Annotated in this window: 12 protein-coding genes and 1 tRNA gene; 3 read left to right on the top strand and 10 right to left on the bottom strand. The window is 41.5% G+C overall.

What is annotated here, in order from left to right:
• Positions 1–2: 2 nt before the first annotated feature.
• From ACFQZJ_RS03020 to ACFQZJ_RS03000, 5 genes are all read right to left on the bottom strand, one after another.
• Positions 3–434 (bottom strand): hypothetical protein, encoded by a 432-nt coding sequence (locus ACFQZJ_RS03020; protein WP_379932195.1) that lies wholly within the window; start codon positions 432–434, stop codon positions 3–5.
• A gap of 27 nt (positions 435–461) precedes the next feature.
• Positions 462–1211: a MotA/TolQ/ExbB proton channel family protein gene (locus ACFQZJ_RS03015; protein ID WP_379932193.1), complete on the bottom strand. Its 750-nt coding sequence runs from the start codon at positions 1209–1211 to the stop codon at positions 462–464.
• Positions 1212–1291: 80 nt separating this feature from the next.
• A tRNA-Ser gene (locus ACFQZJ_RS03010) sits at positions 1292–1379 on the bottom strand.
• Positions 1380–1452: 73 nt separating this feature from the next.
• Positions 1453–2475, bottom strand: a complete 1023-nt coding sequence (locus ACFQZJ_RS03005) for an asparaginase (protein WP_379932191.1) — start codon at positions 2473–2475, stop codon at positions 1453–1455.
• Positions 2476–2502: 27 nt separating this feature from the next.
• Positions 2503–3270, bottom strand: a complete 768-nt coding sequence (locus ACFQZJ_RS03000) for a TatD family hydrolase (protein WP_379932190.1) — start codon at positions 3268–3270, stop codon at positions 2503–2505.
• Between the two features lie 105 nt (positions 3271–3375).
• Here ACFQZJ_RS03000 and ACFQZJ_RS02995 point away from each other — a divergent pair, with 105 nt between their 5' ends.
• Together ACFQZJ_RS02995 and ACFQZJ_RS02990 are read left to right on the top strand one after the other, a co-directional pair.
• Complete coding sequence (locus tag ACFQZJ_RS02995; protein ID WP_379932188.1) at positions 3376–3822, top strand: retropepsin-like aspartic protease family protein; 447 nt, start codon at positions 3376–3378, stop codon at positions 3820–3822.
• 282 nt (positions 3823–4104) lie between these two features.
• Complete coding sequence (locus ACFQZJ_RS02990) at positions 4105–5442, top strand: cytochrome-c peroxidase (RefSeq protein ID WP_379932186.1); 1338 nt, start codon at positions 4105–4107, stop codon at positions 5440–5442.
• Positions 5443–5520: 78 nt separating this feature from the next.
• On the opposite strand, the gene odhB is transcribed toward ACFQZJ_RS02990, so the two are convergent.
• Both odhB and ACFQZJ_RS02980 read right to left on the bottom strand, forming a co-directional pair.
• Entirely contained in the window at positions 5521–6744 is a 1224-nt protein-coding gene (gene odhB / locus ACFQZJ_RS02985; RefSeq protein WP_379932185.1) for a 2-oxoglutarate dehydrogenase complex dihydrolipoyllysine-residue succinyltransferase, read from the bottom strand.
• A gap of 20 nt (positions 6745–6764) precedes the next feature.
• Entirely contained in the window at positions 6765–9566 is a 2802-nt protein-coding gene (locus ACFQZJ_RS02980; protein ID WP_379932184.1) for a 2-oxoglutarate dehydrogenase E1 component, read from the bottom strand.
• 90 nt (positions 9567–9656) lie between these two features.
• Between ACFQZJ_RS02980 and ACFQZJ_RS02975 the strand changes: the two genes are divergently transcribed.
• Complete coding sequence (locus ACFQZJ_RS02975; protein ID WP_379932182.1) at positions 9657–10199, top strand: alpha-ketoglutarate decarboxylase; 543 nt, start codon at positions 9657–9659, stop codon at positions 10197–10199.
• On the opposite strand, the gene ACFQZJ_RS02970 is transcribed toward ACFQZJ_RS02975, so the two are convergent.
• From ACFQZJ_RS02970 to galE, 3 genes are all read right to left on the bottom strand, one after another.
• On the bottom strand, positions 10196–10561 hold the full coding sequence (locus ACFQZJ_RS02970; protein ID WP_379932181.1) for a hypothetical protein: 366 nt from the start codon (positions 10559–10561) through the stop codon (positions 10196–10198). The genes ACFQZJ_RS02975 and ACFQZJ_RS02970 overlap by 4 nt on opposite strands.
• A gap of 24 nt (positions 10562–10585) precedes the next feature.
• Positions 10586–11863, bottom strand: a complete 1278-nt coding sequence (locus ACFQZJ_RS02965) for a metal-dependent hydrolase family protein (protein WP_379932180.1) — start codon at positions 11861–11863, stop codon at positions 10586–10588.
• A 200-nt stretch (positions 11864–12063) separates the two neighbouring features.
• Positions 12064–13083 (bottom strand): UDP-glucose 4-epimerase GalE, encoded by a 1020-nt coding sequence (galE, locus tag ACFQZJ_RS02960; RefSeq protein ID WP_379932179.1) that lies wholly within the window; start codon positions 13081–13083, stop codon positions 12064–12066.
• Positions 13084–13123: the final 40 nt, after the last annotated feature.

Below are 13123 nucleotides of genomic sequence, written 5' to 3'. Positions count from 1 at the left end.
TTTTATTTACTGAACATGTTTTTGATGCCTGGCACAACCAGGGAGAGTATGGCTACAGCCGTAAGAATGAAAAAGACATTCAGTCCCATTCCAATATACTTTACCGTGCTTTCATCCGTCATTGCCGCGTATACCGGATCAACATCGGTACCACTGGCCATTACATAGGAAATTACGACGACCAATAAAAAACCACCAACAACGAACAGTGTTTTCTTAAGACCCTGTGGATTAGAGAACAGATTCTTTAAAGTAAAAACCAAACTGGCTACCACAGCTATGCCCAACAACGCATAGGTGATCATGAACATGGTATTCATGGCGCCACTTTGCGCTGCCTCTGCCACCGGCATATCAGAATCTGGCAACAAATACCATAGTACAGCACTTAGCACACCTACAGCAAATAATGCTATTTTTATAATTTTTTGCATAATATTTTAGGTATTAAAAGGTGCAACTTATTTTTTGTGGTCTACCAACATATCTATCAATGTGATAGAAGAATCTTCCATGTCGTTTACAATACTATCGATTTTGGCGATAATGTAGTTGTAAAAAATCTGCAGTATAATTGCCGTAATCAAACCAAATACCGTTGTTAAAAGCGCCACTTGGATATCTCCAGCAATAAGGGATGCACTTAAGTTACCGACGGCAGCAATCTTTTGGAAGGCCGCAATCATACCGATTACCGTACCCATGAAACCAAGCATTGGCGCAATAGCGATAAACAAGGACAACCAAGATACGTTTTTCTCCAACTGACCCATTTGAACACCACCGTAGGCTACAACAGCTTTTTCAGCGGACTCAACACTCTCACCTGCTCTATCCAAACCTTGATAGTAGATGGAAGCTACAGGTCCTTTTGTGTTTCTACAAACCTCCTTGGCCGCTTCTACTCCACCGGAGGCCAATGCATCCTCTACTTGTTGTTTTAATTTTGTACTATTTGTACTGGCCATGTTCAAGTAAATAATTCTTTCAATCGCTACGGCCAATCCTAAAATCAGACATAAAAGTACGATACCCATAAATCCAGCTCCACCGGTAATGAACATCTCTTTCAACAACTGAGTAAAACCTCTCTCCGCTTCTGCAGGAGCATCTTGAACTACTAGCGCTACCGTTGCTACTTTTGCACTTACCATATTTGTACCTGCTACAAATGCGCCAACGATTGCTAGGCTTGGGAATAATTTTTTCATTTTTTTCAAACTTAAATTAGTTAGTTAATAGGGTTAAAGATAAAAAAAAAACAATATAAAAAAAGTAAAACTTATAATTGCAGAGAGGAAGGGATTCGAACCCTCGATACCCTTTTGGGGTATACACACTTTCCAGGCGTGCGCCTTCGACCACTCGGCCACCTCTCTAGTTCCTTTTTTTTCAAAGGTTGGGCAAATAACAAAAAAAATGTTAGTTAATAAAATTAAACAGCGGTTAATTTTAATTCATTTCTCCGCGCAGGGAAGTCTCAAAAACCGTTTTGAATAATTTTGCGGACACCCCACTGCCCAGCATATACATCACCTTTGCAACGGCAGCTTCCGTTGTAATATCCTTACCATTAATCACTTGCATTTTCTTAAGTGCCGTACTCGTTTCATATTGCCCCATGATAACACTACCGCCAGAGCATTGCGTAACATTAATTATGTGTACACCCCTGCCGATCGCTTTTTTTAGTAAATCCAAGAACAATGTATCCGTTGGCGCGTTACCCGAGCCATAAGTTTCCAGAATCAAGGCTTTTAGACCTTTGGTATTTAATATACTTTCCAAAACCCTTAAGCTAATTCCCGGAAATAATTTTAAAATAGCTACATCTTCGACCATAACTTTATGGACAACTAGTTTTTTATTTCTTTTACAAGGCCATAAATATTCTTTAAAAATATTTAAATGCACCCCTGATTCTACTAGATGGGGATAATTTAAAGAAGCAAACGCCTGAAAATGTTCTGCATTGATCTTCGTTGTTCTGTTTCCCCGATATAACTTGTACTCAAAATACAGGCCAACCTCCTTCACCACAGGCTTACCGTGCTCCCTTAAAGAAGCAATCTGAATAGAAGTGATTAAATTCTCTTTGGCATCTGTTCTTAAGTCCCCTATTGGTAATTGCGAACCTGTTAATATCACAGGTTTATCTAGATTTTCCAATAAAAAACTCAATGCAGATGCCGTATAACTCATTGTATCACTGCCGTGAAGCAGCACAAAACCCTCATAGGAATGGTATCGTTCTTCGATTATAGATGCAATAGCAACCCAGTGGCGCGGATGCATATCCGAAGAATCTATAGGGGAGTCCAATGACAAAGTATCAATGGCACAATCTAGTTGATTTAGCTCTGGAATACGTTGCAGCAGCTCCTTAAAGTTAAAAGCCTTTAACGCACCGGAATCATAGTCCTTTACCATTCCTATAGTACCACCGGTATAAATCAATAATATTTTGGTCTTCATTACTGCCATACCCTTATATCTACTTTATTAAATACCAAATACCAATTTTGAATTTCTCGTAGTGATCGCCGCCACTTGCTCCGTTGTTTTACCATAAATCGAGGCCACTTTTTCCAAAACCCTTAAGATATAAACACTTTCGTTTCTTTTGCCCCGGTAAGGAACCGGTGCTAAATAGGGTGAATCTGTCTCTAGCACAATATGTTCCAAGTCAATTTTATCCAGAAAACTATCTATTTTACCGTTTTTAAAAGTAACTACACCGCCAATACCCAATTTCATATTATAAGAAATAGCTTTATGTGCCTGTTCCAAATTCCCTGTAAAACAATGAAAAATACCAAACAACCCCTCACCTTTTTCAGCTTCCAAAATTTCAAAAATCTCATCAAAAGCGTCCCTGCAATGAATAACTATTGGTAATTTATGAGTTTTTGCCAACCTGATTTGACTTCTAAAAGCATCTTGTTGCTGTTTTAAAAAAGTTGCATCCCAGTAAAGGTCTATCCCTATTTCCCCAATAGCCACAAAAGGGTGCTTTCCCAACATTTCCTTTACATGCTGCAACTCCTCCTTAAAATCACCCTTTACATGTGTAGGGTGCAATCCTGCCATTAGAAAGACATTATTAGGGTAGGAATTCTTCAAGGACAGCATTCGCCCTGTATAGCTAGAGTCTATGGCAGGAATAAAAAAACGTTCTACACCATTGGCTATAGCTTCCGCTATAACCACTTGTCTATCCTCATCAAATGCCTCACTGTACAAGTGGGTATGTGTATCCGTAACAATCATACGACAAAAATAGGCTTATCTTTGTAAACTAAAACCCATATCCATGTCTTGTTTCACAGTATAGACTGTTAGACAAGGAAAGAGGACTAACACTTAATTTTCTATATGTCGACCCTTAAAAAATTTATAAAAAAAAATAAGTACGTTACCGTTCCATTAAAACTTACCGCTACCAACCATTTAGAGGTAAAGGCAAAAATCAATGGCATAAAGGGTGTTTTTATCTTGGACACCGGCGCCTCTAACACTTGTATAGGATTTGATAAATTGGAACATTTCAACCTTACGTCCAAGGTGTCCGACATAAAAGCCGCCGGGGCGGGAGCCACAGATATGGAAACCCACATTTCTTCAAAAAACAAGATTGAAATAGGAAAATGGAAGCAAAAGAAGTTGAAAATAGTTTTGTTCGACCTTACCAATGTAAACCAGGCACTGGAAGCCCACAACGTTCCAAAAGTGGATGGAATCATAGGGGCAGATGTCCTGAACCAAACCAAAGCGATTATAGACTATAATGCGAAACGTGTTTATTTAAGTTCAAAAAAATAGAAGTGGTTTAAACTTTTCGCGTTCAAGCGAAAATTAGAAATTTTATGACCATTTGAAGGCTTTTTTGAGTTGCATAGCATAGCTATGGAAAGAGAAAAAGACAAAAAATGGGCAAAAAAGAGTAATTTTTTAGCTAACGGAAAAAGTTTAAATGACTTCATAGATAAAAAACTGCTGAAATTGTGGCCCAATAAGTAGTTTAAACGAATTTTACCTTTTTAACAACGAGTAAACTACAGTTGTAAAGAAAATAACCCGCTATTTGTAAAAAAATCATCCCCAATGAAATTTTTTACACTTAGACCTACACTTTCAATTTTCCTCATTTCATTATTTTTTTCCTGTGCCCCTGACACGGACCTATATCTGGAAATATCGCAGGAAGAACCATTGAAGGAACAAATAAAATCTGTTGTAGATATTACTACACTACTATTACCGGACAATACTATTTTAGATATTCCTATCGACCCAAAAAACCCTATCACTGCCGAAAAAGTAGCTTTGGGCAAGTTGTTATTTCATGAAACCGGCATAGGTCTGGCCCCAAAAAAAGAAAAAGGAAAAGAAACATATTCCTGTGCGAGCTGCCATCATGTAAAAGCTGGTTTCCAAAGTGGTATGAAACAAGGTATAGGCGAAGGTGGATTTGGATTTGGACTGTTCGGTGAAATGAGAAAAATAGATGCGGACTACGACCCTACAATAATAGACGTACAACCCATACGAACACCTACCATTCTTAACGTAGCCTACCAAGACGTGATGTTATGGAACGGACAGTTCGGGGCCACAAAAACGAATGCAGGCACTGAGTCCGAATGGACCGCAGGCACGCCAAAAGAAACGAATGCACTTGGGTTTGAAGGCGTAGAAATACAAGCTATCGCAGGACTTGGAGTGCATCGATTGGAAATTGACCCGGAAATGATTGCCAGCGGCCCCTACAAACGCTTGTTCGATAGTGCGTTCCCGCAGGTTCCCTTAGAGGAACGCTATTCCAAAATAAACGCAGGTTTGGCCATTGCCGCTTACGAAAGAACGGTAGTTGCCTCGGAAGCCCCTTTTCAAAAATGGTTAAAGGGTGATGAGCGTGCAATGGACGAAAGTCAAAAAAAGGGTGCCATGCTTTTCTTTGGCAAAGGTAAGTGCTACAGTTGCCATTCCGGACCGGGCATGAACGGTATGAGTTTCCATGCCCTGGGTATGGGTGATCTTAGCGGAGAAGACATTCACTTAAAACCAGGGATAAACGATAAGCTGGGAAGGGGCGCTTTTACAAAAAATCCGGAGGATAATTACGCATTTAAGACACCCACATTATACAACTTAAAAGGATTGAGGTTTTTAGGTCATGGGGGCAGCTTTAGTTCCGTGCGCGAGGTAATAGAATACAAAAACAAAGCGGAGGCGGAAAACAAAGATGTCCCTGAAGAAAACTTGGACCCAGCGTTCGTCCCACTTGGACTTACCGAAATAGAAATTGACCAGCTCACCGATTTTGTGGAACTCAGCCTCTTTGACGACAATCTAGAGCGCTATGTTCCAGATAGACTTCCTACAGGGGCATGTTTCCCAAATGCAGATCAACAATCCAAAGAGGACATGGACTGCATATAGATTGGCCTACATACCAAACAAAAAAAAATGCGGAAAGCTATGCTTTCCGCATTTTTTTGTTTCATGTATTTGCACTTTTTAAAGCTCCAAAGCTTTTTTAACATCTCCGTGCATCAATAACTCCTCCGGATTCTCCAAAGCTTCTTTCACGGCTACCAAAAACCCCACGGATTCCTTTCCATCGATAATACGGTGGTCATAAGAAAGCGCAACGTACATAATTGGTGCTATTGCTATGGCACCATCCCTTGCGATAGGTCGCTCTACAATATTGTGCATTCCTAAAATAGCGCTCTGCGGCGGATTGATTATCGGTGTAGACAACATAGAACCAAACACCCCACCATTGGTAATGGTAAAGGTTCCACCAGTCATTTCATCTACAGTAATTTCACCTTCCCTTGCTCTAATGGCCAAACGTTTCACCTCAGCTTCAACACCTCTAAAGCTTAGGTTCTCGGCATTTCGTATTACAGGCACCATTAATCCTTTAGGTCCTGATACGGCTATACTGATATCACAAAAATCATAAGACAACATTTCCTTACCGTCTATCATCGAATTTACCGAAGGGTACATCTCCAAAGCCCTAACCACAGCCAGTGTGAAGAACGACATAAAGCCAAGACCAACGCCGTGCTTTTCTTTAAAAGTTTCCTTGTACTCTTTTCTTAAGGCAAAAATAGGGGACATGTCCACTTCATTAAACGTTGTAAGCATCGCAGTTTCATTCTTGACCGTAACCAAACGTTCCGCCACTTTTCTGCGTAGCATAGAAAGTTTTGTTCTGCTCTCTCCACGACTTCCCCCTGTTATCGGCGAGCCCATGGAAGGATTCGCCTTTACGGCATCTTCCTTTGTAATACGGCCGTCCCTGCCCGTACCTTTTACAGTAGATGCAGACACTCCTTTTTCGTCCAGTATTTTCTTCGCTGCCGGAGAAGCACTTCCAGTAGCATAGGATGTTTTTACCTCTGGGGCTTTCTCTTCTTTTGCTTTGGCAGCTGCCTCGACCTCTTTCTTGGGAGCCTCGGCTTTAGCTTCGGAACCGCCCGCCGGCTTGGCAGCGCTTGTATCTATCAAACATACGACCGCACCTACGGCAACGGCATCACCGACCTCTGCTTTTAGGGTTACTGTCCCACTAGCTTCCGCCGGCAATTCTAAGGTTGCCTTATCGGAATCTACTTCGGCTATAGCCTGGTCCTTTTCTACATAATCACCATCTTCTACCAGCCATTCAGCAATCTCTACCTCCGTGATGGACTCTCCCGGTGACGGGACTTTCATTTCTAGAATCATTCTTTCTAAAGTTTGATATTTTACTTCTTCGTTTGTTTTCTGGTCATATTGTCCTTTGATTTATCAAAGACAAAATCTATTACCTGTTGGTGCCGTGCCTTAGACCGAACTGCACTACCAGCAGCTGGGGCCGCATAAAACCTTCTTGATGCTACCCTCAATTTCTGGGCATCGCTAAAATGCATCAACATGTGGCTCCAAGGCCCCATATTACGTGGTTCTTCTTGGGCCCAAACAAAATCATCGGCATGTTTATAGCGCTTCATTGCAGCGATCATTTGATTCTCCGGCAAGGGGAACAACTGTTCTACACGCACTAGTGCAACATCATCCCGTTCCAGATTTTCACGCTCCGCAAGTAAATCGTAATAGAATTTACCCGTACAGAGCACTACTGTTTTCACTTTCTTTACATCCGCTTCGGTATCGTCCAAGACTTCCTGGAAACTACCCTTGGTTAAATCGGCCACCTTTGAAACTGCCTTAGGATGTCTTAACAAACTCTTTGGTGTAAAGATGATCAGTGGTTTTCTAAAGTTGACCTTCATCTGCCTTCTCAGAATATGGAACATCTGGGCAGGCGTAGTAACATCGGCAATATACATGTTGTCCCTAGCACAAAGTTGTAGGTAACGCTCCATTCTGGCAGAGGAATGTTCCGCACCTTGGCCTTCGTAACCATGCGGCAGTAACATTACTAAACCGTTCTGTAATTTCCATTTATCCTCCGCAGAGGAAATATACTGGTCTATCATAATCTGGGCACCATTACTAAAATCCCCAAATTGTGCTTCCCATATCGTTAAGGTATTAGGACTTGCCATGGCATAGCCATAATCAAAACCTACTACCGCGTATTCCGATAAAAGGGAATTATAAATCTGAAATTTTCCTTGGTTTTCGGAAACATGGTTCAGCAATAACACCTCTTCCTCACTTTCCTCTACCTTCATCACAGCATGGCGATGGGAAAACGTACCTCTTTCCACATCTTGTCCGGACATGCGAACACCATACCCTTCTTGCAACAAAGAACCGTATGCCAAAAGTTCTCCCATGGCCCAGTCCAAGGTATCGGTCTCAAAGAACATTTTTCTCCTATCGTTGACCAACTTCTCTACTTTACGAAGGAATTTTTTCCCCTCTGGCAGCTTGGTAATTACGTTGGCAACGGATGTAAGTTTGTCTTTGTCGAACGTGGTATCAACCTTCTCCATCATTTCCCACTCACGAACGTTGGCAAATCCTTTCCACTCATCTGCCATAAATGGCGTAATCTCCGTTTTGTCCTCTTTACGGGAGGCATCCAACTTTTCTTCTAAAGCTTCCTTGTATTGACTTTCCAATTCCGCAACATAACTATCGTCGATAATGCCTTCTGCAATCAATCGTTCTGCATAAATATCCCTCGGATTCTTATGCTTGGCTATCGCTTTATATAGTTTTGGCTGGGTAAATCTTGGTTCGTCACCTTCATTATGCCCATACTTTCTATAACCCAACAAATCAATGAAGACGTCGCGCTCAAAACGCATACGATATTCCAACGCGAATAGTGAAGCGTGCACTACTGCCTCTGCATCATCCGAATTAACGTGTAATACCGGACTCAAGGTTACCTTTGCAACATCTGTACAGTAGGTAGAGGACCTAGCATCCAAATAATTTGTCGTAAACCCTATTTGATTGTTCACTACAATATGGATAGTACCTCCGGTCTTGTACCCATCCAACGTGGCCATTTGTATCACTTCATAGACCAAGCCTTGGCCAGCGATAGCCGCATCTCCGTGGAGTACGATAGGAAGCACCTTCGAAAAATCCTCTTGGTAGTGCGCATCTTGCTTTGCCCTTGCAATACCCTCAACAACGGCACCCACTGTTTCTAAGTGGGACGGGTTTGGGGCTATGTTCATTTTTATTTTATTGCCATTGTCGGACATACGGTCCGATGTCCAGCCTAGGTGATATTTTACATCACCGTCAAAAATCTCCTGCTCATAATCCTTACCATCGAACTCGCTGAAAATATCTTTGGCGGATTTACCGAAAATATTGGTCAGTACGTTTAACCTACCTCTGTGGGCCATACCCATGACAAATTGCTCTACCCCCATTTCGGCAGCGCGCTCTACTATGGCATCCAATCCAGGAATTAACGATTCGTTCCCTTCTAAAGAAAATCGCTTTTGTCCTACATACTTGGTATGTAAAAATCCTTCAAACGATACGGCCTGGTTTAGTTTTTTAAGAATATGTTTTTTTCTATCGGGACTAAAATTAGGATGGTTGTCATTAACATTGATCCAATCCTGAATCCATTTTACACGTTCGGGCTTTCTTATATACATATACTCCACCCCAATGGCATCACAATAGATACTGGTAAGATGGTTAATGATTTGCTGTAGCGTACTTTGACCTATCCCGATAATATCACCTGCATTGAAAACAGTTTCCAAATCTGACTGCGAAAGGCCAAAATTCTCTATCTCAAGGCTAGGTATATATTGTCTTCTCTCCCTAACAGGGTTGGTTTTGGTAAACAAATGGCCCCTACTCCGGTAACCATCTATTAAGCGTATGACCTGAAATTCTTTCTGGAGAGACTCCGGCATTTCTACCTGATTCCCGTTTACCATAGAGGTTACAAGCTCATCACTTATATCTAGACCATCGCCGGCGCTTTCCATACCAAAATCAAAGCCTTGAAAAAAGGCTCTCCAACTTGGCTCAACACTATCGGGACTGACTAAATACTTCTCATATAGCTCTGAAAAAAAAGAGGTATGCGCTGCATTTAAAAAGGAATATTTATCCATGAATTACTTTCTGTATCTTTAGAATAAATTTCATCAAAAATACAACATTTACAATATTTAAATGAAAGAACTTATCTAATATTAATAAAAATGAAGGTTTCTCTGAAAAACAATCGCAATCGACTTAAAAACATATTTTTTATCGCCTTAAGCCTATTTTTATTCCATTTTTCACAAGCACAGTACGCAACTGGCCAAGGCGATTTTTGGAGCCAAGTGCGTTATGGCGGTGGCATTGGTATTGGTTTCTTCAATGGCAACCTCAACGCCTCCATTGCCCCTAGTGCCATTTACCCGGTAAGTGATGATTTTGCGGCCGGCGTAAGCTTAAATCTGAATTATGCCAAATTTAACGATTCCAAGTTCTTGGCTTATGGCGGGAGTTTAGTATCGCTTTACAATCCTATACCTCAACTACAAGTATCGGCAGAGCTGGAACAATTGAGGGTAAACAGGACTTTTGGATCGGGCATTAATCGCTTGGAGGATAACTACTGGTCTCCTGCATTGTTCATGGGACTGGGATTCACTACCAGAAATGTCACCGTAGGCCTACGATACAATGTACTTTTTGATGAAAGCGATAGCATTTACGCCGATGCCCTGATGCCCTTCGTCCGATTCTTTTTTTAGTTGCCGGACCTATACTTTTCCTTTGTAACTACTTTTTGCAGTTCCCGTTTTAAGATTAAAAACGTTACCTGTTCCGCAACGGCTACCGTATTCGTTATTGATAGGAATTTGAATGCCCGTTCCGGTATGTCTACCGCATACATGAGGTTCAGATATTCTGGGAAACGCTCCATAAGCAATAGGTAAATTTTCTCACGAATGTAGGTTTCTAGCTGTTTTGGCCGTGGATTATCATCAAAGGCAACAGTAAGATTAGCCCGCGTAAAATCCCTTTTAACCTGCACGACCAAAGCTTCATATAGTCCTTGGGCAGCAGCATACTCCATTACACTTTTACTGTCCGAAAAAACCAAGCCGTTCATAGTACACCGTTTGTGTTTTCGCTTCTACTGCTTATAAACCTTACCGTCTTTCATCACAAAGCTTACAGATTCCAATGTTCTTACATTTTTTACCGGATTTTGGTCTACCGCAACAATGTCTGCCAAATAGCCCACTTTTAATATTCCCAGCTCCTTGTCCATACCCAATAGTTTTGCAGGCGTAGTCGTTGCGGATAACAGTGCTGCGACAACAGGCATACCCGCTTCGTGCATAAAGGTAAACTCTTTACCATTATCCCCATGAGCGGAAACTCCCGCATCGGTACCAAATGCAATAGGAACACCTTTCTCATAGGCCCTCTTAAAATTCTTTTCACTTATAGGCCCTATTTCTTTCGCTTTTTTAGCCACAACAGCCGGGAGAAAATTTGGGATTTCTGCCATAGCGGCGGCGGCCTTACCTGCAGATATAGTAGGCACCAGATAGGTATTATACTTTATCATCAACTCCATGGTAGGCTCTTCCATTAAGGTGCCATGCTCAATAGTCTTGATCCCTGCAATGATAGCTCTTCGCATACCCTCGTCCCCGTGTGCATGGGCAGCGGTAAGCATTCCATAATCATTGGCGGTTTCTACGATCGCCTTTAATTCTTCTGCAGTAAATTGTGGATTTTGACCGTTTTTGGCAACGCTCATTACCCCACCGGTGGCGGTTATTTTTATAACATCCGCTCCATTTTTATACCGTTGGCGAACTGCTTTTCTGGCATCTTCGGGAGAATTGACCACACCTTCTTTTGGTCCTGGATCATGCATTAATTCTTTTCTAACCCCATTGGTAGGGTCTGCATGGCCTCCTGTAGTGCCAATGGCCTTTCCTGCGGTAAAAATCCTTGGCCCCATAACAACTCCTTTATTTATTGCTTTTCCCAACGCAATATTCACACCCGAACCACCTAGATCCCTAACGGCGGTAAAGCCGGCCATAAGTGTACGTTTCGCATACACGGTAGACTGGAAGGCTACGTCTACATCGTTGTTGGTAAAGCGCTCCAAGTATCTCGTAGGACTGGATTCACTTTCTATATGCACATGCATATCTATAAAACCGGGAAGCACCGTTTTTGAGCGTAGGTCTACCACGGTATCGGCATCCGTACCCGACAAAAAACCTTTCTCGATACTTTTTATTTTATTTCCCGATACCACAATGGTACGTTCACTTAAAAATTTTCCGTTTTCGGAATCGAACAGCTCGCCACATTGCAAATAGGTGTCTTGAGCAAAGATTTGTATCGTACCTAGTACAAGCATCAAAAATGTAATCCTGTTTTTCATCTTAGTTTGTTTAGTTTTTATTGAAAATGGTTTGGTCTTTTTAGCTATCCTACCTCTTCTAATGTGAAGTTCGATCCCAAATACAAAATTTGATTTTCGTTTACATCAGAAGTTTTTGAACATGTTTTTATTAATACAAATAAAAAGAGGAAGAAATATACGCTATTTCTTCCTCTTTCTCAATTAAACTATACCTTGTTTCAACCTCTAATTTTCTGCTCCCAGACCCAGGCCGACTTCATGGCCTGATCCAAGCTGTATTCAGATTTCCATCCAAGCACTTTATTGGCCTTGGTCGTATCTGCATAAGCAGTGGTAATATCGCCTGCACGCCTCCCTACTATTTTATAGTTCAGTTTCTTTCCAGATACTCTTTCAAAACTCTGTATCGCTTCCAAAACAGTGCTTCCGGTTCCGGTACCTACATTAAACACTTCATAATTCTCCGTATTCTTACCGGCAAGTAATCTTTCCAATGCCACTACATGTGCTTTTGCCAAGTCTACAACATAAATATAATCGCGTATACACGTACCGTCCGAAGTTGGATAATCATCCCCAAAAACGGATAGCTGATCCCGAAGACCTATACCGGTCTGTGTAATAAACGGAATTAAATTTTGGGGTACGCCAACAGGAAGCTCTCCGATCTCTGCACTTGGATGTGCGCCCATGGGGTTAAAATACCGCAAAGCGATAGCATTCAACGAAGGCGTTACTTTGCAGGTATCCGCAATGATTTCCTCTCCCATTTGCTTGGTGTTACCATAAGGAGATTCCGCAACTTTCACAGGAGCATCTTCGGTAATCGGCATTTTATCGGCCTGACCGTAAACGGTACAAGACGAACTGAATATAAAACTCGCTTTGTTCTTTTTACATAACTCTTTTAATATGTAGACCAAGGTTCCAATGTTGTTTTCATAATACAACAACGGCTTCTCTACACTTTCACCAACTGCTTTGGAGGCGGCGAAATGTATGACTCCTTCTACATCCGTATTTCTATTAAAAAAATCCTCGACTTTATCCCGTTCCTTTAAATCCAGTTTTTCAAAAGCTGGCCGCTTACCGGTTATCGCCTCGATGCCATCGAGTACCTTTTCATCTGAATTTGAGCAGTCATCAATGATAACGACCTCAAAACCCTTCTCCTGTAATTCTACCACGGTATGCGAACCAATAAAGCCAATACCTCCGGTAACGAGAATTTTTTTCATGTATGTTTGTTTGGGTTGATATTTTTTAAAGCTACTAAAA

This window comes from Maribacter chungangensis (assembly GCF_042676845.1).
Taxonomy (GTDB): Bacteria; Bacteroidota; Bacteroidia; order Flavobacteriales; family Flavobacteriaceae; genus Maribacter; species Maribacter chungangensis.
The sequence above is the reverse complement of the archived record's forward strand: the minus strand, read 5'-3'. Positions and strand labels throughout refer to the sequence as shown.

Coding starts and splice junctions, on each gene's coding strand:
- odhB (WP_379932185.1), bottom strand. CDS start 6,744: ATGATTCTAGAAATGAAAGTCCCGTCACCGGGAGAGTCCATCACGGAG.
- ACFQZJ_RS02975 (WP_379932182.1), top strand. CDS start 9,657: ATGAAGGTTTCTCTGAAAAACAATCGCAATCGACTTAAAAACATATTT.
- ACFQZJ_RS03005 (WP_379932191.1), bottom strand. CDS start 2,475: ATGAAGACCAAAATATTATTGATTTATACCGGTGGTACTATAGGAATG.
- ACFQZJ_RS02995 (WP_379932188.1), top strand. CDS start 3,376: ATGTCGACCCTTAAAAAATTTATAAAAAAAAATAAGTACGTTACCGTT.
- ACFQZJ_RS03015 (WP_379932193.1), bottom strand. CDS start 1,211: ATGAAAAAATTATTCCCAAGCCTAGCAATCGTTGGCGCATTTGTAGCA.
- ACFQZJ_RS02965 (WP_379932180.1), bottom strand. CDS start 11,863: ATGAAAAACAGGATTACATTTTTGATGCTTGTACTAGGTACGATACAA.
- ACFQZJ_RS03000 (WP_379932190.1), bottom strand. CDS start 3,270: ATGATTGTTACGGATACACATACCCACTTGTACAGTGAGGCATTTGAT.
- ACFQZJ_RS02970 (WP_379932181.1), bottom strand. CDS start 10,561: ATGAACGGCTTGGTTTTTTCGGACAGTAAAAGTGTAATGGAGTATGCT.
- ACFQZJ_RS02980 (WP_379932184.1), bottom strand. CDS start 9,566: ATGGATAAATATTCCTTTTTAAATGCAGCGCATACCTCTTTTTTTTCA.
- ACFQZJ_RS03020 (WP_379932195.1), bottom strand. CDS start 434: ATGCAAAAAATTATAAAAATAGCATTATTTGCTGTAGGTGTGCTAAGT.
- galE (WP_379932179.1), bottom strand. CDS start 13,083: ATGAAAAAAATTCTCGTTACCGGAGGTATTGGCTTTATTGGTTCGCAT.
- ACFQZJ_RS02990 (WP_379932186.1), top strand. CDS start 4,105: ATGAAATTTTTTACACTTAGACCTACACTTTCAATTTTCCTCATTTCA.